We start from the raw sequence: 18,324 nt of genomic DNA on the forward strand, positions 1-18,324 counted from the left end.
CCACCGGTCTATCGCCGGTTGGCTCCTGGGTGGCGCGTTTCGTATCGTGAATACCCATGTCCGGAGATAACCCGCCCAGTGACAGCCAGTCGGACCTGCCGTCCGACCTGCCCCCGGAGTACGCCGAGGCCTACCGGCGCGGGTACGAGCGCGCACTGCGCGAGGGACCCGGGGCCGCCGGCGCCGCGCCGCCCACCGCAGCGGGACAGCCGGCCGAGCGCCGACCGGAGCCGCCGGTGCAGCAGGCACCGGAGTCCGCCGAGCCGACGCAGGCGTGGTCCGTGGAGCAGTACCACGGACTGCACCGCGCCTCCGCGAGCGAGCCGACCCGGGCCGTCGAGCGTCCCGCGCCGGACGACCTGCCGGTCTACGCCGGGTACGTCGAGCGGGACGACCGGCCGTTCCTCCCCGGCACCGACGACCCGTCGAGGGACGCCGACCGGCAGGACGACCCGGACGAGCGCAGGCGGAAGCTGCTGCCCCCGCTCCTGCTCGTGGGGCTCGCGCTGCTGCTCGTGGTCACCGCCTACGGGCTCGGCCGGGTCTTCTCCAGCGGGGTCGGTGAGGCCGACGCGACCGTGGAGGAGCCCGACGGCGTCACCCTGTCCGAGGACGGCGCGGCCACCCCGAGCCAGAGCGCCGAGGGCGGGCCGGCGAAGAAGCCCGCCCCGTCGACGTACCGCGGGCCGGTCGACGCGGTGGCCGTCGGGTCCGCGACGGCCTCGTGCCAGTCCGACGACTCCGTGGACTCGGCCGGCAGGGCGGTCACCTACGAGCCGGCCAAGGTCTACGACGGCGACCTCTCCACCGCGTGGCGCTGCGACGGCTCCGGCGCAGGGGAGCAGGTCAGCCTCGCGCTGCCCGAGGAGGTCACGGTCGGCGAGGTCGGGCTGGTCCCGGGCTACGCGAAGACCGACCCGGCCAGCGGCGTCGACCGCTACGCCGAGAACAACCGGCTCACCAAGGTGCGGTGGACCTTCGCCGACGGCACGTCCTTCGTGCAGACGATGAGCGGCTCGGCCACCGACCGGGACATGCGCCGGGTCCGGATCCCCCGGACCACATCGGACCAGGTCACCCTCGAGATCCTCGGCTCCGAGCGCGGGGCGCGGAACACCGTCGCGATCAGCGAGGTGTGGATCGGGGCCGCTCGCGCCTGACCGGCGCCGTCCAGCCCTTGGGGTTCGGGCCGCTCGTGTGCGGGTTGTCGAAGTGGTAGAGACCGCCGACCCGGCGGGCCACCGCGCTCGTGAACTCCAGCGAGGCCGGGCCGCCGACGCAGCGGGCGGGGAAGCCGACCCGAAGCAGGTCGCGCCGCGGGTCGACCCGGTGCCGCACCGCGCAGTCGACCGGCGTGAAGTGGTAGTCGGTGAGCCGGGCCACCCCGTCCGGGTGACGGCGGGTCACGCTGACGCCGACCACGTGCCGCACGCCGTCGCCGGCACGCATCCGGGTGCGCACGTGCAGCGGGCCGCCGCCCGGGCCGAGCTCGGCGAGGCGGACGGTGACCGTGACCCGGCGGTCGGTGAGGGTGTACGTCGCGCGGGTGACGTCGGCCCGCGTCACCTCCGGCGCGCGCCGGTAGGTCTTCGGGCTCTGCGGGTCGACGTCGTAGGTCCACACGTCCCCGCGGCCGTCGACGACGTCGAGCGACGCCGCCGCGGCGGGCCCGGCAGGCGCCAGGACGGCCGCAGCGAGCAGGACCACGAGAGCCCGGCGCCGGCTCACCGGCCGGCCAGCGGCTTGGGCAGCGGGCCGAAGCGCTGGCGGCAGAACGAGCCCGCGCACTCGCCGAGCAGCAGCGCGCGCTGGGTCAGCTCGGCCTCGATCGCGGCGTACCGCGGGTCGCCCGAGACGTTCCGGAGCTGGTTCGGGTCCCGCCTGCGGTCGTAGAGCTCGGTGGTTCCGGCGGTGGCGAAGTACACGTAGGTGTACCGCGCGGTGCGGACCCCGCGGTAGCGCCAGCCGTCGTTCTCGAGCTCGGCCTGGCGGGACGTGCCGGCCTGGATGAGCACGGTGTCGTACGACGGGGCGGAGCGGCTCTTGGCCATCGGCAGCATGCTCCGGCCGTCGACGGTGAGCCCGGGCCGCACGTTGGCGAGGTCGGCGATCGTGGGCGCGATGTCGACCGTGGTGACCGTCTGCGGCCGGCTGACGCCCCGGGGGATGCCGGGGCCGCGCATCAGCATCGGCACCTGGAGCGCCTCCTCGTAGGGGACGTCCTTGCCGTAGAAGCGGTGCTCGCCGAGCAGGAAGCCGTTGTCGGAGGTGAACAGGATGACGGTGTTCGCGAGCTCGCCGGCCTCGTTCAGGGCGCGGACGGCGTCGGCGACGGACGCGTCGACGGCCTGCAGCGACCGGATCCGCTGCCGGAACTGGTAGGTGATGTCGTCGGCGTCGCGGAGCGGCAGGTCCTGGATGTAGCCGGGCTTGTCGCTGACGTCGGCCTCGTTGAACGACGGGGAGGTCACCGAGGGGGAGACGGCGTCCGCCAGCACGTTGCGGTGCCGGCGGGCCGGGAGCGGCGGCTGCCAGCAGGTCTCCTTGGTCGCGCAGGAGGTGTGCGGGGCGACCTGGGAGGCCCAGATGAAGAACGGGCGGCGGCCGCTGAGCTGGCGGATGTACTCCACGGTCTTCTGGCCGACGAGGTCGGCGTTGTGCAGCGTGGAGTAGTGCTTGAACCGGCCGTTGTTGAACATCGTGTAGTCGAAGTAGCCGTACACGTTCTTGATCGTCGGGTTCCAGATGTCGAACCCGGGGACCCGGCCGTCGGCGGCCCGGTAGCCGTTGAGGAACTTGCCGACGTACGCGGTCCGGTAGCCGGCGCCGTCGAGCCAGGTGGCGAGGGTGTTGCGCTCCTTCAGCACCTTGTAGCCGCCGTACGGGCCCCGGTTGTGCCGGACGCCGCTGTTCTGCGCGAACTGGCCGGTGAGGATCTCCGCTCGCGCCGGGCAGCACAGGGGGTGCGGCGAGATCGAGCGCGGGAAGGTCACCCCGCCCTCGCCGAGGAGCCGCCTGGTCCGCGGCATCCAGCGCAGGTCGCTCAGCGACTGGTCGTCGGTGGTGATCAGCAGGATGTTGGGCTGCGGCGCGGGCGCCGCCTGTGCGGTCGTCGACGGGGCCGCCGTGACGGCGGCGGTGCCGGCCAGGATGAGTACGGCCGCGACCATCCCCCGAATGATCGTGAGCATGTTGAGGTCCTCGCAGGGTGACGTGGGTGCGTGATGGCGCACGTGTCCCCGGGCCGGCGGCACCGTCCGAGTACGGGCGTCACCTCATGGTAAAGAGAAGCGGACCGGTTTTGTCGCAGAATGCGGCGAACGCTCCCGGCGTCGCCGCCCCGGAGCCTCCCACCCGCACGGCACCTACTGGACCTCGGTGGCCTTGCCGAGCACGTCGTCGGAGCCGAACTTGCGGATGTAGGCGCGGATCTTGTCGTTCTCGACCGCCCGGAACAGGGCCTTGGTCTGCTGCTCGTCGTGCAGCACCACGCTCTGCCCGTCGGGGGTGGTCCCGTAGCCGGCCTTGGGCACGGTCACGAAGGTGACGTCCTTCTCGTCCAGGGACCGGAGCGAGAGCGCGAGGCTCTGGATCTCGCTGTTGTCGAAGTCGGAGTCGACGGTCAGGTACTTCACGATCGCCTCGACGGAGTTGGTCACCTTGAGCGGGTTGCTCGTGGTGCCGTTGGACAGCATCTTCTTCATGAACGAGCGCAGGAAGTTCTGCTGGCGCTTGATCCGGTCGAAGTCGCCCTCCTCGAGGCCGTAGCGCATCCGCACGTACTGGAGCGCGCGCCGGCCCTCGAGCTCCTCGGTCCCGGCGTTCCACTGCACGTCCTGGGACGGGTCGTAGATGTCCTCGGGGATGTAGACGGGGACCCCGCCGATCGCGGTGGTGAGCTCGCGGAAGCCCTCCCAGTCGATGATCGCGAGGTGGTCCATCCGCAGGCCGGTGAAGTCCTCCATGGTCTGCACGTAGAGGGAGGGGCCGCCCTCGGAGAACGCCGCGTTGATCTTCGACCGGCCGACGCCGTCGATGTCGACGTAGGTGTCGCGGGGGACCGAGACCAGGTAGGCCTTCTCCCGGTCGGCGGTGATGTGCAGGACCATGATGGTGTCGCTGCGGTGCGAGCCGGAGTCCCAGGCGCCGTCGGCGACCGCCTGGGCGATCGAGGGGCCCTCCCCGGCGTCCGCGCCGGCGAGCAGGATGTTCATCGCGCCGTCGGTGGCCGCGCCGGCGCGCGCCGGCCGGCGGTCCTCGTCGAGGTCGAGGGCGACCCGCTCGACGTTGCCGATCTGGTTGTTGAGGTACAGCACCCAGGAGCCGAGCGCGCCCACCAGCAGCGCGCCGGCCGCGACGAGGCACACCGCCACGAGGTGGCGGCCGAACCAGGTCTGGTCGGCCATCCGGCGTCCGTGACCGCGGCCGTCGGCCACGGTGCTGAACCCCGGTGAGCTCTCGTTGTCGGTCCTGCTCATCGGTCTCCCAGGTCGCTGTCGCGTCGAGTCGCCGTGCGCGGTGCACGCGTCCCGCACAGCGCGGGAAAGACGGCATCTCACGCATGCTACGGAAATCGGGCCCATGGCTCGAATTCCGAGTCACATGCGTCACTCACGTCTCCAGGATCACCGTGACCGGGCCGTCGTTCTGCAGGGAGAGCAGCATGTCCGCCCCGAAGACGCCGCGGGCCACGGTCGCGCCGAGCCGCTCGAGCTCAGCGCAGACGTCCTCGTAGACCGGCTCGGAGACCGGTCCGGGCGCGGCGGCGTTCCAGGTCGGGCGGCGGCCCTTCCGGGCGTCGCCGTACAGGGTGAACTGGCTGACGACCAGGATCGGCGCGTCGACCTCGGAGGCGGAGCGCTCCTCGCGCAGGATCCGCAGCCCCCAGATCTTCCGGGCCATCCAGGACACCTGGTCGGGACCGTCGTCGTGGGTGACGCCGAGGAGTACGACGAGCCCCGGACCGGGGAGCGAGCCGACGACCTTCCCGTCAACGGAGACAGATGCCTCAAGAACACGCTGAACAACGGCTCGCATCGGGAAATCTTCCTGTGTCGAGATCGACGGGCGGTGGGAAGTCTGACACGATGACGCGCATGAGCGTGACCTCCGACCGCCCCGCCGCGCCGACCGCCGGCACCCCCAGGACCCCCGGCAACCTGCTGGTCACCGTCGCCCCCACCGGCGCGGAGACGAGCAAGGACGACTGCCCGGCGCTGCCCACCACGCTCGAGGAGCTCGTCGAGACCGCGCAGCGCTGCGAGGCCGCGGGCGCGGCGATGGTGCACGTGCACATCCGGGACGGGGAGCACCGGCCCACGCTCGACCTGGTCCGGCTCACCGAGACCGTCGACGCGCTGCACGCCGAGACCGACCTGGTGGTGCAGCTGTCCACCGGCGGCTCCGTGCACGACCCGCTCGAGAACCGGCTCAAGGTGCTCGACGCGCAGCCCGACTCGTGCTCGCTGACCATGGGCACCACCAACTTCGGCGACGACGTCTTCTTGAACCCGTGGCCGTTCGTCACCGACCTCTACCGGCTCTCCCAGGAGCGCGAGGTGGTCCCGGAGTTCGAGCTGTTCGACCTCGGCCACGTGCACGCGCTGCACCGGCTGCTCGACAAGCACGGGCTGCCCTTCGGCGGCCGGGTGCACGTGGACCTGGTGATGGGCGTGCCCGGCGGGATGCCCGGGACGGCGGACGCGCTGGTCGCCGCGGTGGCGGCCCTGCCCGACGCGGTCACCTCCTGGTCCGCGACCGGGATCGGCCGCTCCACGCTGCCGGTGGCGCTCGCCTCGCTGTCCAAGGGCGGTCACCTGCGCGTGGGGATGGAGGACGTGCTGACCCTGGCGAAGGGCGTCCCCGTCGAGCACAACGCCCAGCTCGTGGAGCGCGCCGTCCGGCTCGGGGCACTCGCGCAGCGCACGCCGATGTCGTGTGACGAAGCCCGCGACCTGCTCCAGATCAAACGCCGATAGACTCCGCGGCATGGAAGCTGTGTTCATCGCGCTCATGGCGGCGGTCGTGCTGCTCAGTGGCTACGTGTCGGTGCTGGTCCTCTACAAGATGTTCAAGGCAGACAACTCCTAGGTCATGGCCTTCGAACTCCCGGACAACCTGCACCCCGAGTGCGCCCCCGTCGCGTGGCTGCTCGGCACCTGGCGCGGCAACGGCCACGGTGACTACCCGACGATCGAGCCGTTCCAGTTCGGTCAGGAGGTCATCTTCACCCACGACGGCCGGCCGTTCTTCCACTACATGAGCCGGGCGTGGATCGTCGACGCCGAGGGCAACAAGGTCCGCGACGCCGCGATCGAGACCGGCTTCTTCCGGCCCAAGGCCGACGGCACGCTCGAGGTCGTGATGACGCACAACACCGGCTTCGTGGAGATCTGGTACGGCCAGGCCGAGGGCGCCAAGGTCGAGATCGCCACCGACGCCGTCGCGCGCACGCAGACCGCCAAGGAGTACGTCGGCGGCCACCGGCTCTACGGGCTCGTCGAGGGCGACCTGCTGTGGGCCTACGACATGGCCGCCATGGGCCAGGACCTCCAGCCCCACCTCTGGGGACGCCTCGTCCGCCAGTAACCCCCCTCGTTGAGGCGTCACCCGTTCGGCGTTGAGGCGTCACCCGTGAGGCGTCGAGACGTCAGTCGTACGGCGTTGAGACGTCAGTCGTACGGCGTCGACGGTGGTGTCACGTGTCCAGCAGGCCGTCACGCAGGGCCGCGGCGAACGTCGGCGCCAGGGGGAGCCGCGGGACGAGCGTGGCCTGGAGCGCGTGGTAGGTGTCCGGCTTCCCGTTCCACGTGACCCCGCTCGGCCGGTTCGAGGGGTCGAGCTCGTGCCGCCAGGACCCGAGGTCGTGGTCGAGGAACACCTCGCCGATGTGGTCCCAGAACGTCTCGTACCAGCGCGCGTACTCCGGTGACCCGGTCGCGGTGTGCAGCGCGGCCGCCGTCGCGGTCGCCTCGGCGGCCACCCAGTGCATCCGCTCGCGTACGACGGGCCGTCCCTCCCAGTCCACGGTGTAGACGAACCCGTCCGCCCCGTCGACCGCCCAGCCCTCGCGCACCGACGCCTCGAACAGCGACTCCGCGTGCGAGAGCAGCCACTCGGGCGCGGACGAGCCCAGCGCTGCGCGCAGGTACAGCGCCAGCCGGGCCCACTCCAGCCAGTGCCCGACGGTCGCGCCGTAGGGACGGAACGGGTCGGCCGGGGTGTCCCGGTTGTAGTCCAGGAGCGGCTGCCACGAGGTGTCGAAGTGCTCGGGCAGCCGCCACCGGTGCGCCGGCCCGAGGTCGTGCACGACCCGGGTCATGATCCGCAGGGCCCGCTCGAGCAGGTCGGGGCCGACGAGGTCGCGGTCACCGAGCGCGTCGTAGGCCGCGAGCAGCGCCTCGACGGTGTGCATGTTCGCGTTCACGCCGCGGTAGGGGTCGAGGTCCGAGAAGGCCTCGTCCCAGACGTCGACGACCATCCCGTGCTCGTCGTCCCAGAACCGGCCGAGCAGGACCCCGAGCGCCTCGTCGAGGAGCGCCGGGGCACCCGGCCGGCCGGCGGAGGTGGCGCTCGCCGCGGCGAGCACCACGAACGCGTGCTGGTAGGCCTCCTTGTCCCGCTTCGCCGGACCGGAGGCGTCGACCGCGCCGTACCACCCGCCGTGCTCGGCGTCGCGGAACCTGCCGGCGAGGGCGGCGAGCCCGTGGTCGACCAACGGTCCGCAGCCCGGCCGGCCGAGCAGGTGGCCGAGCGCGAACACATGGGTCATCCGGCAGCTGATCCACAGCTCCACCGGCCGGTCCAGCATCGGCCGGCCGGCTACGTCGAGCCAGGCGAAGCCACCGGCCGGGTGCCGGGCCGCCGCCGAGAAGGAGAGCAGCCGGTCCCCCTCGGCCTCGAGCCAGCGGCCGTGCGCGGGTGAGGTCAGCCAGGCCATCAGGACGCGCCCAGCTTGGAGTAGCGGTCACCGACCTTGTAGGTGGCCACACCGAGCGTCGAGTCGCTCTGCCCGTAGTAGGCGAACCAGGTGTCCCGGAAGTACACGAGGCCCTCGACGAAGGTGACGTTGGAGACCAGGCCGTGGGTGTCCTCGTGGGTGGTGGGCTCGAGCCAGGGCCGGTTCATCTGCGCCAGGATCGTGGCCGGGTCGGCGGGGTCGAACAGCAGCTGGCCGCAGGTGTAGCGGACCGTGCCGTCGTCGTTCTTCACCGCCGCGTTGTGCACCAGCAGGACCAGGCCGTTGTTGGTGAGGATCGGCTGCGGCCCGACCTCGACCAGGAACTCGCCGAACGTCCCCGGCGGGGTCGGCACCATCACCGGCTCGTCGTTGGAGCAGGGCGTCCAGTGGATCAGGTCGTCGGACCAGGCGTACCAGATCGAGCCCTCGCCGAAGTACATCAGGTACCGGCCGTCGATCGGCTCCGGCAGGATCCCGCCGGCCTTGCTCCACGGGGCGTCCTGGCCGTTGCCCTGCGGCAGGAAGGTGTTGAAGTCGGGGAACATCGGGCCGTGCTTGGTCCAGGTGTACAGGTCGGTCGAGGTGGCCAGGCACAGCAGCGCGGACTTCCGGTCCCAGCCGGAGTAGGTCATGTAGTAGGTGCCGTCGACCTCGGTGACCCGCGGGTCCTCGCAGCCGAACTCGTCGTAGTCCTCGCTGGGGGAGAGCACCGGGTCCGGGTGCCGGTCGAAGTGGATGCCGTCCTCGCTGGTGGCCAGCCCGACGTGCGACACGATGTCGTCGGCGTGCGCGCGGTAGAGCAGCACGACCTTGTCGTCCTTGACCACGGCGGCCGGGTTGTAGACGCTCGCGGACTCCCAGGTGTCTCCCTGCGGGCGCAGGATCGGGTTCTGCGGGTAGGGCGTGAAGGGGCCGAGCGGGAACTCTGCGTGGGGGGTGGCGTGTGCGGACATGTCTCCTCGTTCGTTGTCGTGCGTTCAGGGGGTCGTGCGTTCAGGGGGTCGTGCGTTCAGGGGGTCGTGCGTTCAGGGGGTCGTGCGTTCAGGGGGTGTGGTCAGCGTCGGACGATGGCGAAGCCTCCGGCGGGGACGGTGACCGGGACGGTCCGGGCGGGGGAGAGGTGTACGTCGACGCGGTTGCCCTGCCCGTCGTACGCCTCGATGCGCGCGGGGCCGGAGCCGGGGACCCGCACGTGAGCGCGCTCGGCCTTCTCCGACGCGCTCGACAGCAGCGCGGTGCCGTGGTCGTCGCCGCCCAGGACCAGGTGCGAGACCAGCGGCTCGAGCATCACCGCGTCCAACCGGGCCGAGCCGCCGGAGGTGGCCGCGGTCAGCTGCGTGGCGTCGTCGGGGAGCGCGCCCGGCAGGGTGACCGGCAGCAGCGCACCGGGAGCGGGCGAGTCGCCCTGCGCGCCGACGTCACCCGAGGCCGCCCGACCGAGGACCCGGTCCCCGGCACGGAACGTCGTGACCGCCTCGCTGCCGGGGGTCAGGTCGAGCACCGGCAGCACCAGCGACCGCGGCAGCCCCGCCAGGTCGAGGCGGGCCGACGAGCCGGGCCCGAGGCCGGCGTAGCCGGTGCCGCCGAACAGCGACTCCCCGGTCCACAGCGACCCGGGTGCCACCGCGGACGCGTCGCCGGACAGCGCGGCATCCTCGGCCTGCAGCGTGGTGGTGCCGACCCGGTCGGTGATCGTCGCGGTCCGGGCGCGCTCGGCGACCGCCGGGTGGGCGTCGAGGGCGAGCATCGACAGCAGTCCGTGGATGGTGGACTCGGCGCCGGAGTTCGGGTTGACCGTGCCGTCGCCGCTGATCCCGTCGAAGGTGCGTCCGGTCTCGGGGTCGTACATCGCGACCCCGGCCGGGTTCGCCCCGAAGTACCAGGCGGCGACGATCCCGGCGAGCCCGGTGGCGGCGTCGACGGTCCCGGGCGAGGCGTCGGCGGTGGCCAGCAGCGACTGGAGCCGGGAGTCGGCGCCGTAGGCGATCTGCGAGCGGTCCCCGCGGGTCGGCATCCGGCCGTTGTCGGGACCGCCCGAGGTCAGCAGCCACGGGTCGAACGTGAACGAGTCGGTCGCGGCGGGCGAGGCGAGCGCGCGGTCGTCGAGCGCGACCGAGGCGCGGGCCAGCGCGGCGGGCATCTGCGAGCCCCAGCCGTGCCACAGCGACCGGGACAGGGCCCAGGGCCGGACGGCGCCGAACGGCCAGGACCGTGCGTCGCCGCCACCGAGAGCGGCGATCCCCTCGGCGAGCCGGCCGAGCACCTGCCGCGCCCGGGCGGAGCCCCCGGCGGACTGGTAGGCGGCCAGGCCCAGCACTGCCTCGGCGGAGGCGTCGGCACCGTCGGCGATCAGCCAGGCGGGGGTCCGCTCGCCGTCGATGGTCAGGTGCTCGCCGTACCGGTCCAGCACCTGCCGGTCCACGGCGTCGACGGCCAGCTCCAGCCGGTCGCGGAGGAACCCGGCGAACGCGGGGTCCTCCTCGGCGAACGCGGCGTATCCCTCGCCCAGCGCCCAGATGGTGCGGGCCAGCCAGTAGGAGGCGTCGCTGTCGGAGGGGTCGGGGTACTCGACCGGCTCGGCGCTCGGGTTGAGCGTCCCGTCGGGCTGCATCCACAGCACCACGTTGCCGGCGTTCGGCCCGCTGGCGGTCTGCAGGTAGGTCACCCCACGCAGCAGGTCGTAGGCCGCCTCCCGGCTCGCGGGGTCACCGGTCTGCTGCCAGTGCCGCAGGTAGACCACGGCGGCGCGGGTGATGTCGTCGGCGTTGAACGCGCCCTGGCCCCACGTGTCGGTGGCCTCGTCGTAGCTGCCGCCGCCCACGGGGCGGTAGGAGCCGTCGCCGTTCGGCTCGGCGTAGGTCCACAGGACCCCGACCTCGGGCTCCTCCTCGAGGCGGTACGTCGTGTGCCCCTCCTGCGCCGGAGGCGCGACGGAGACGCTGAGCCAGTCCAGGTGGTCCAGGTTGGTCAGCGCGGCCGAGGCGGCAGCCGGTTCGGCCGAGGCGGGGGCGCCGGTCACCAGCCCGGGAGTCACCGCGAGTGAGGTGACGAGGGCGGCGAACGCGACACCGGCCCGGCGCGCGAAGCGGGTGGGTCTCATCCTTTGACTCCTGATCCGAGGTCGGAGGCGGTGAAGTGCTTCTGGAAGGCGACGAAGAGTGCGACCGCGGGTGCGGCGAGCACGACCGCCCCGGCCAGGATCGCGCCGTAGGGGTTCGCGGCGCGGCCGGCCATGTTGTCGATGAAGTTGGCCAGGGACACCGCCAGGGGTTGCATGTCGGCCTCCTTGGTGACCAGGAACGGCCAGAGGAACTCGTTCCACGGTCCGATGAAGGTCAGCAGGGTGGCGGTGAGCAGGGCGGGCTTGACCAGGGGCAGGGCCACCGACCACAGGACCCGGAGCTCGCCGGCGCCGTCGAGCCGGGCCGCGGAGAACAGCTCCTCGGGCAGCTGCAGGAAGAACTGCCGGAACACGAACACCGCGGTGGAGTTGATCGCGAACGGCAGGATCATCCCGAGGTAGGAGTCGGCGAGGCCGTAGCTGCGCACGATCATCACGTAGATCGGGATGATCAGCAGCTGGAACGGGATGATCTGCACCAGCAGCATCACCGCGAACAGGGTGCCCCGGCCGCGGAAGTGCAGCCGGGCCAGCGCGTAGCCGGCGAGCACGCCGAACACGATCGTGCCGAGGATGACCCCGCCGGTGAAGATGCCGGAGTTGACCAGCGACTGCACCAGGTTCACCCGGTCGTTGATCGCCGCGTAGTTGTCCAGGGTGAGCCCGCCGCTGGGGACGGCGCCGCGCAGCGAGGTGTCCGGCGACTCCTGCAGCGAGCCGACCACCATGTAGTAGAAGGGGAAGACGAAGAACAGTGCCCCCGCGAACAGGGTCAGGTACCTCAGCCAGCTGCGTGCCATGTCAGTCCTTCTCCAAGAGCTTCTTGTTCACCAGTGAGATCGCGAGCACGCCGAGCACCAGCAGCACGCCGATCGCGGCGGCCGTGTCGGGGCTGCCCTGCTCGATGCCCTTCTGGTACATCACCAGCACCGGGGAGGTGGAGGCGCCGTTCGGGCCGCCGCCGTTGGTGAGCAGGTAGGGCTCGGTGAACAGGTTCGCGCCGGTGATGGTGGACAGGATCACCACGAGCGCGGTGGCCGGCCGGACCCCGGGCACGGTCACGTGCCAGAACGAGCGGAACCGCGAGGCGCCGTCGGTGGCGGCGGACTCGTAGAGCTCCTTCGGCACGTTCTGCAGCGCGGCCAGGTAGAGCAGCACGAAGAACCCGAGCTGCTTCCAGGTGACGAAGACCGCGATCACCGGCATCGCCAGCGCGCTGTTGACCAGCCACGACGGGTCCGGTGCCAGCGGGCCGAGCGCCTCGTTGACCATGCCGTCCTGGGCGAACAGGAACAGCCACACCGCGACCAGCGCGACGCTCGCCGTCACGTAGGGCACGTAGTAGGCGACCCGCAGCAACGCCCGCCCGCGGACCGCGCCGTTGAGCGCGGTGGCCAGCAGCAGGGACAGGACGACGGTCAGCGGCACGTTGATGACGAGGAACTCAGCGACGTTGACGAACGACTCGCGCACCGCCGGGTCGCCGAGCACGGCCGTGTAGTTGTCGAGCCCGACGAACGGCCGCTCGACGGTCGCACCCGGGGCGGCGAAGAAGTAGTCGTGGAAGCTGATCCACACCGCGAGCCCGAGCGGGTAGGCGAAGACCGCTGCCAGGAACAGCGCGTACGGCGCCGCGAAGACGATCCCGAGGGGCTGGCGGCCCAGGAGGACCGCCAGCCGGGGGCGTGCGGACGGCGGAGGTGTCGGCTCCGCGCCCTCGCCGGGACGCGAGCCTGGGCGCGGGGCCGTGCTCGTGTCGATGCTCATCTCAGGTCACCCGGGTCAGGACTGGCCGGCGAGGTCGGTCGCCTCGTCGGCGGCCTTGGTCAGCGCCTCGTCGACCGGGGTCTCCCCGAAGATCACCGACGAGGAGTACTGGTCGCGGAAGGCCTGCCAGATCGCGATCGAGTTCGGCACGTTCGGCACCTCGACGGTGCGGGCGGCCTGGTCGGCGAAGGTCTCGTACTCGGGGTTCTGCTCGAAGTACTCCGGGTAGGTGCCCTGCAGGTCCTGACGCAGGGGCATCTGGCCGGTCGCCTCCAGCAGCTTGCCGTCCTGCTCCTCGCTGGTGGCGAACTCGAGCACGTCCCAGGCGGTCTTCTGGTTGTCGCAGGCGGAGTAGAGGCCGATGTTCTTGGCGTCGGAGAAGGTGTAGGTCTCCTCCGGCGCGGTGCCGGCCGAGGTGGGCACCGGGACCGCACCCCACTCGATCGACTCGCCGTAGACCGAGATCGCCCACGGGCCGACGATGGCCATCGCGGCCTTCTGGTCGGCGAACGAGTCGCCGTTGTAGGCCTCCTTCGGCGACAGGCCCTCGGAGTACATCGTGGACCAGAGGTCGGCGACCTTCTGGCCCTCCGCGGAGTCGAAGGTGGCCTTGCCGTCCTCGACGAGCTGCTGACCCCCGGTCTCGGCCGCGAACAGCGGGTAGAAGTCGAACCAGGACTGGAAGAACTCGCTGGTGGGCGCGGGCCAGATCGCGGCCTGCGCGGCCCCGCTGTCGACCAGCTTGCGGCTGGTCTCGAGGAACTCCTCGTGCGAGCCCAGCGGCGGGTTCTCCGGGTCGAGGCCGGCCTTCGCGAAGAGCTTCTTGTTGTAGAAGATCATCACCGGGTTCGACTTCCACGGGATCTGGTAGTACTGCCCGTCCGGCGACTGGTACTGCTCGGCGACGTCGCCGCTCCGCTCCTCGATGTAGTCGGTGGCGCCGTCGAAGGCGTCCAGGGCGACCAGGCCGCCCTGCTTCTGGAACTGCGGTACGGCGGCCGGCGAGGTGTTGAACACGAGGCACGGAGCGTTGCCCGCGGTGATCGCGGCGCCGATGACCTCCTCGGACGTCTTGCCCGCCGGGATCTCCTGGGCGGTGACCTTCTCGTCGGGGTGCTCGGAGTTCCACGCCTTGACCATCGCCTGGCCCCAGGAGATCTCCTCGGGGTTGTTCGACAGCCACACCTTGATCGGGCCACGGGAGCCCTGGGCTTCCGCTGCGTCGCCGGATCCGCCGCCGCAGGCGGCGGTCATCCCGAGCGCGAGCATGGTGAGCGTCGCGGTCACGGCCTTGGGTCTCATGGTGGTGCTCCGTTTCGTGTGGTGCCGGGGATGGGGTGGGTGCACGGGGTGGTCGGGGGGTGAGGCGGGGTCAGGACGGGGCGGGCCCGGTCGAGCCGCGCACGACCAGCCGGGGCGGGTCGAGCTCGGTGGGGGCGGGGTCGCGGCCGTCGACGAGCGCGAGCAGCCTCTCCGCGGCGGCGCGGCCCCAGTCGAGGACGTTGGTGCTGACCGTGGTCAGGCCGGGCTGGACGTGAGCGGCGAGCTCGGTGTCGTCGAAGCCCGTGATCGAGAGCCGGCCGGGCACGTCGACGCCGCGGCCGGTGGCGACGGACAGGCCGGCCATCGCCATGAGGTCGTTGGCGTAGACGATCGCGGTCGGCGGCTCGGGCAGGTCGAGCAGGCGGCGGGTGGCGGAGGCCCCCTCCTCGGCGGAGAAGTCCGCCTCCGCGAACGGCCCCTCCGGCAGCCCGGCCTCGCGCATCGCACGCGACCAGGCGTCCCGGCGGGACTGGCCGTGGACCATCGCGGTCGGTCCGGAGACGTGCGCGATCCGGGTGTGTCCGAGCCCGACCAGGTGCTCCACGGCCGCGGCGACCCCGGGGCCGTCGTCGACGCCGACCGCGGGCCAGAACGGCTCGCCGAGGGCCGGGCCGATGATCACGGCGGGCAGGCCGAGCTCGGCCAGCAGCGCCGGGCGGGTGTCGTCGACGTGCAGGTCGGTGACGAAGACCCCGTCGACGCGGCCCTCCTCGGCGAGGCGACGGTAGCTGCGGAGCTCGTGGTCGTGCTCGGGGACCACCTGGAGCAGCAGGGCGTAGCCGCTCTCGGACAGCACGCTCTCCAGGCCGGCGATGAACGAGGGGAAGAACGGGTCCGCGCGCAGCGTCTCCGGCGGACGTGCCATGACCAGACCGACCGCGAACGAGCGGGACACCGACAGTGCCCGGGCCCGGGAGTTCGGGGTCCAGCCCAGCTCGCGGGCCACGGCCAGGATCCGCTCGCGGGTCTCGGTGGCGAGGCCGGGGCGGTTGTTGAGCGCGAAGGAGACGGCGCCCTTCGACACGCCCGCGGCACGGGCGACGTCGTTGATCGTGGGTCGGGGGGTCACAAAAGCCACCTAAACCGGTTTAGTGACCACCTGTCAAGGGTCGGGGTGTAACCGGGGCCACAGCACCTCGGCGTAACCGGGGTCACATCCCGGCGTTGAAGGGGCGGGTCCTTTCCGCCGATCAGGGAGCTTTCATGCGTGGTAGAGCCGTTCTCGTCGCCGTCCTCGCCATGGCGGCGGCCGCGTCCGCCGTACCTGCTGTCGAGGCGGAGACGTCGCGTCGAACGGTCCAGACCACCTCGGCCACCGCGGCGGTCCGGGACGTCATGTTCGTGGGCAACAACTGGGACGGCACCGCCACGGTCGTCGACGCGCACACGCACCGGAAGATCAAGACGATCGACACGATCCCCGACGCGGACGCGCGGATGCGCGAGATCGTCGCGGACCCGGCCCGGCTCGGGTTCTTCCTGGCGATCCAGCAGGCGATCGGCGAGGGCCACAACCAGTACACCGACGACATGTTCACCACGCACGACGGCCGGCTGGTCGCGGTGAGCCGGCCCAGCTTCGCCGACGTGGTGGGCATCGACCTCGCCACGAACCGGATCCGCTGGCGCTTCCCGATGGAGGGCTACCGCGCCGACCACATGGGCGTCTCGCCGGACGGCCGCCGGCTCCTGGTCAGCGACTCGACGGCCAACAAGGTGCACGAGCTCGACCTGGCCACCGGCCGGAAGCTGCGGGAGTTTCCGAGCGGTGACACCCCGCACGAGAACACCTACACCGCCGACGGCGAGCGGATCTTCCACGCCAGCATCGGCCGGGTCTACACGCCGACCGACCGGGGCGGCCTCGAGGGCGACACCAGCAAGGGCAGGCGCTACCTGCAGATCGTCCGCAACGACGACTTCGAGATCCTCCGGCGCTGGGACATGGGCAAGGAGCTCGCCGAGGCCGGCTACCCGGACATGAGCTCGGCGGTCCGCCCGATGGCCGTCGCGCCCGACGAGCGGTTCGTCTACCTCCAGGTCTCCTTCCACCACGGCTTCGTCGAGTTCGACACCCGCGCCCGCGACCGCCGGCGCACCTACCCCGGCGAGCCGCTGCGCGGGAAGGTGCGCCGCGTCGCCTACCTGCCCGACCGGACCGGCGGGCTGCCGCGCGAGCAGTACGTGCTCGACTCCGCGCACCACGGGCTGGCGATGAACGCGGCCGGCACGAAGCTCTGCGCGGCCGGGACGATGTCGGACTACGCCGCGATCGTGAGCCGCGAGACGTTCCGCCGCCGGGTCGTCGCGGTCGGCCCGAAGCCGTACTGGTCGACCAACGGCCCCGACGGCGACGAGTGCTGGGTCTCGGTCAGCGGCAACGACACCGTGGTGGTGCTCGACTACCGCACCGCCGAGCGCCTCCGCACGCTCCGGGTCGGCGACCACCCGCAGCGGGTCCGGGCCGGGTACGTCGACCGCGACATCGTCCGCGCCTGGAGGTCGTAGCCGCACCTAGACTCGGACCCATGGCCTCGCAGGACTGGCAGACCACGCTGCGCGCGAAGGGGTACCGGCTGACCCCGCAGCGCGAGCTGGTGCTGCGCGCGGTCGAGCGGCTCGGCCATGCGACCCCCGACGAGGTGCTCGGCGCGGTCCACGAGGAGTCCGCCGCGGTCAACATCTCCACGGTCTACCGGACCCTGGAGCTGCTGGAGGAGCTCGGCCTGGTCCGGCACGCGCACATCACCGACCGGGCGCCGACGTACCACTCGACCGCGACCCCGGACCACGTGCACCTGGTCTGCCGCAGCTGCGGCGAGGTCACCGAGGTGGCCCCGGAGATCATCGAGCCGATGACCGCGAAGCTCCTCGACACCTATGGCTTCGTGACGGATGTCGGACACCTGACGATCTTCGGAGCCTGCCAAAACTGTGCAAGGTAGATTCGGCGCATGATCGACGACCAGTCACTGCTCGAGTCGGCGCGGCGCCTGTCCGAGGCCCTCGCCCCGGGTGACCTCGACGCCACGCTGACCCAGCTGACCGCCGCCGCGGTCGACCTGATCCCCGAGGTGGTCTATGCCAGCATCACCGTCCGTCACGGGGACGACCGGCTGGAGACCGTGGGTCCGACCCACCCGGCGCTGATCGAGCTCGACAAGGCGCAGTACACCTTCCACGAGGGCCCCTGCTACGACGCCGCGACCGACGAGACGCACGTGGTCAGCACGAACCTGTCCGAGGACCCGCGCTTCATGAAGTACGGCCCGGTCGCGGTCGAGGCCGGGATCCGCGCGCAGGCGGCGTTCCGGCTGTTCGACTCCCGGGAGTCCCAGGGGGCGCTGAACCTGTACGCGACCGAGGTCGGGGCGTTCGAGGACCTCGGCGGTACGGCGGCGCTGTTCAAGCACCAGGCGGCGGTGGCGATCTCCTACGCGCGCGAGGTCACCAACCTCAAGGAGGCGCTGGAGACCCGCAAGACGATCGGCCAGGCGATGGGGATCGTGATGGAGCGCTACCAACTCACCGACGACCGGGCCTTCGCGTTCCTCACCCGGCTCTCCCAGCAGCGCAACGTCAAGCTCCGCCTGGTGGCGCAGGAGCTGATCGCGGCCAGCGACGAGCGCGGCAACGAGGAGCGGGACGACGAGGAGCCGTCGGCCCCCCAGGACGCCGCCGGGTAGCCCACCCGCACGGGCCGACCGGGCTGGACCGGTCCAGCCCCCGGAGGCCGGCGGACGGCTCAGTAGACGAGCGCCTGGACGTCGTCCGCGAGCGCCTCCTCGACGAAGCTGGGCGCCCCCGCGATCCGGACCCCCTCGAGCACGTCGGCCTCCCCGATGTCGCGGCGGGCCGCGCACTGCGTGCACAGGGTCACCGTGCCGCCGGCCAGCACCGCGGCGAGCAGGTCCGCCAGCGGCGCGGCCAGCGGAAGCTCGAACTCCTCGGCCCGGCCCGGGACCGCGAACCACGCCGCCTCACCGGTGAGCCACAGGCTGACCTGCGCCCCGGTCGCGACCGCGGTGGAGGCCACGGTGAAGGCCTGGTTGCACCGCTCGGGCTCGTCCGCCCCGGCAGTGACCTTGATCAGCAGTCGCCTCGTCACGGGCGCCAGCCTACGGGCGCGGGAGCGGCACCGACGTACCAGACC

Annotated in this window: 18 protein-coding genes; 6 read left to right on the top strand and 12 right to left on the bottom strand. The window is 71.8% G+C overall.

The window, feature by feature from the left end; all coding sequences use genetic code 11:
* The first annotated feature begins 56 nt into the window (after positions 1–56).
* Complete coding sequence (locus K1X13_RS09040; RefSeq protein WP_221024772.1) at positions 57–1,160, top strand: NADase-type glycan-binding domain-containing protein; 1,104 nt, start codon at positions 57–59, stop codon at positions 1,158–1,160.
* Here K1X13_RS09040 and K1X13_RS09045 read toward each other — a convergent pair.
* The 4 genes from K1X13_RS09045 to dtd all read right to left on the bottom strand — a co-directional run bounded on the left by K1X13_RS09045 (position 1,126) and on the right by dtd (position 5,037).
* Positions 1,126–1,728 (bottom strand): hypothetical protein, encoded by a 603-nt coding sequence (locus K1X13_RS09045; protein ID WP_221024773.1) that lies wholly within the window; start codon positions 1,726–1,728, stop codon positions 1,126–1,128. The two genes, K1X13_RS09040 and K1X13_RS09045, sit on opposite strands and share 35 nt — an antisense overlap.
* Positions 1,725–3,191 carry a sulfatase family protein gene (locus tag K1X13_RS09050; RefSeq protein WP_221024774.1) on the bottom strand — a complete coding sequence of 489 codons (1,467 nt, stop codon included), beginning with the start codon at positions 3,189–3,191 and terminating at the stop codon, positions 1,725–1,727. The genes K1X13_RS09045 and K1X13_RS09050 overlap by 4 nt, the downstream gene beginning before the upstream one ends.
* Before the next feature lie 174 nt (positions 3,192–3,365).
* Positions 3,366–4,478, bottom strand: coding sequence for an LCP family protein (locus K1X13_RS09055; RefSeq protein WP_221024775.1), 1,113 nt, complete (start codon positions 4,476–4,478; stop codon positions 3,366–3,368).
* A 133-nt stretch (positions 4,479–4,611) separates the two neighbouring features.
* Positions 4,612–5,037, bottom strand: coding sequence for a D-aminoacyl-tRNA deacylase (gene dtd, locus K1X13_RS09060; RefSeq protein ID WP_221024776.1), 426 nt, complete (start codon positions 5,035–5,037; stop codon positions 4,612–4,614).
* A 59-nt stretch (positions 5,038–5,096) separates the two neighbouring features.
* On the opposite strand from dtd, the gene K1X13_RS09065 reads away from it, so the two are divergent.
* Positions 5,097–5,978, top strand: a complete 882-nt coding sequence (locus K1X13_RS09065) for a beta-keto acid cleavage family enzyme (protein ID WP_221024777.1) — start codon at positions 5,097–5,099, stop codon at positions 5,976–5,978.
* A gap of 115 nt (positions 5,979–6,093) precedes the next feature.
* Positions 6,094–6,588, top strand: coding sequence for a heme-binding beta-barrel domain-containing protein (locus K1X13_RS09070; protein WP_221024778.1), 495 nt, complete (start codon positions 6,094–6,096; stop codon positions 6,586–6,588).
* A 109-nt stretch (positions 6,589–6,697) separates the two neighbouring features.
* Here K1X13_RS09070 and K1X13_RS09075 read toward each other — a convergent pair whose 3' ends face one another.
* From K1X13_RS09075 to K1X13_RS09105, 7 genes are all read right to left on the bottom strand, one after another.
* A complete protein-coding gene (locus K1X13_RS09075; protein ID WP_221024779.1) occupies positions 6,698–7,939 on the bottom strand; it encodes an AGE family epimerase/isomerase in 1,242 nt (413 codons plus the stop codon).
* On the bottom strand, positions 7,939–8,913 hold the full coding sequence (locus K1X13_RS09080) for a glycoside hydrolase family 130 protein (RefSeq protein ID WP_221024780.1): 975 nt from the start codon (positions 8,911–8,913) through the stop codon (positions 7,939–7,941). The genes K1X13_RS09075 and K1X13_RS09080 overlap by 1 nt, the downstream gene beginning before the upstream one ends.
* A gap of 101 nt (positions 8,914–9,014) precedes the next feature.
* Entirely contained in the window at positions 9,015–11,060 is a 2,046-nt protein-coding gene (locus K1X13_RS09085) for a hypothetical protein (protein ID WP_221024781.1), read from the bottom strand.
* Positions 11,057–11,881 (bottom strand): carbohydrate ABC transporter permease, encoded by an 825-nt coding sequence (locus tag K1X13_RS09090; protein ID WP_221024782.1) that lies wholly within the window; start codon positions 11,879–11,881, stop codon positions 11,057–11,059. The genes K1X13_RS09085 and K1X13_RS09090 overlap by 4 nt, the downstream gene beginning before the upstream one ends.
* Position 11,882: 1 nt before the next feature.
* Positions 11,883–12,848 (bottom strand): carbohydrate ABC transporter permease, encoded by a 966-nt coding sequence (locus K1X13_RS09095; protein ID WP_221024783.1) that lies wholly within the window; start codon positions 12,846–12,848, stop codon positions 11,883–11,885.
* 15 nt (positions 12,849–12,863) lie between these two features.
* A complete protein-coding gene (locus tag K1X13_RS09100; protein WP_221024784.1) occupies positions 12,864–14,150 on the bottom strand; it encodes an extracellular solute-binding protein in 1,287 nt (428 codons plus the stop codon).
* Between the two features lie 70 nt (positions 14,151–14,220).
* Positions 14,221–15,240: a LacI family DNA-binding transcriptional regulator gene (locus tag K1X13_RS09105; RefSeq protein ID WP_221024785.1), complete on the bottom strand. Its 1,020-nt coding sequence runs from the start codon at positions 15,238–15,240 to the stop codon at positions 14,221–14,223.
* Between the two features lie 134 nt (positions 15,241–15,374).
* Here K1X13_RS09105 and K1X13_RS09110 point away from each other — a divergent pair, with 134 nt between their 5' ends.
* Genes K1X13_RS09110 through K1X13_RS09120 form a run of 3 tightly spaced genes read left to right on the top strand, consistent with a single transcriptional unit; the run spans position 15,375 to position 17,857 of the window.
* Positions 15,375–16,679, top strand: a complete 1,305-nt coding sequence (locus tag K1X13_RS09110; protein WP_221024786.1) for a YncE family protein — start codon at positions 15,375–15,377, stop codon at positions 16,677–16,679.
* 20 nt (positions 16,680–16,699) lie between these two features.
* Entirely contained in the window at positions 16,700–17,116 is a 417-nt protein-coding gene (locus K1X13_RS09115) for a Fur family transcriptional regulator (protein WP_221024787.1), read from the top strand.
* A gap of 9 nt (positions 17,117–17,125) precedes the next feature.
* Positions 17,126–17,857, top strand: coding sequence for a GAF and ANTAR domain-containing protein (locus K1X13_RS09120; protein WP_221024788.1), 732 nt, complete (start codon positions 17,126–17,128; stop codon positions 17,855–17,857).
* Positions 17,858–17,916: 59 nt separating this feature from the next.
* On the opposite strand, the gene K1X13_RS09125 is transcribed toward K1X13_RS09120, so the two are convergent.
* Complete coding sequence (locus tag K1X13_RS09125) at positions 17,917–18,279, bottom strand: DsrE family protein (RefSeq protein ID WP_221024789.1); 363 nt, start codon at positions 18,277–18,279, stop codon at positions 17,917–17,919.
* Between the last annotated feature and the right edge of the window lie 45 nt (positions 18,280–18,324).

Origin of the sequence: Nocardioides jiangsuensis (assembly GCF_019679455.1) — a bacterium.
Lineage (GTDB): Bacteria > Actinomycetota > Actinomycetes > Propionibacteriales > Nocardioidaceae > Nocardioides_C > Nocardioides_C jiangsuensis.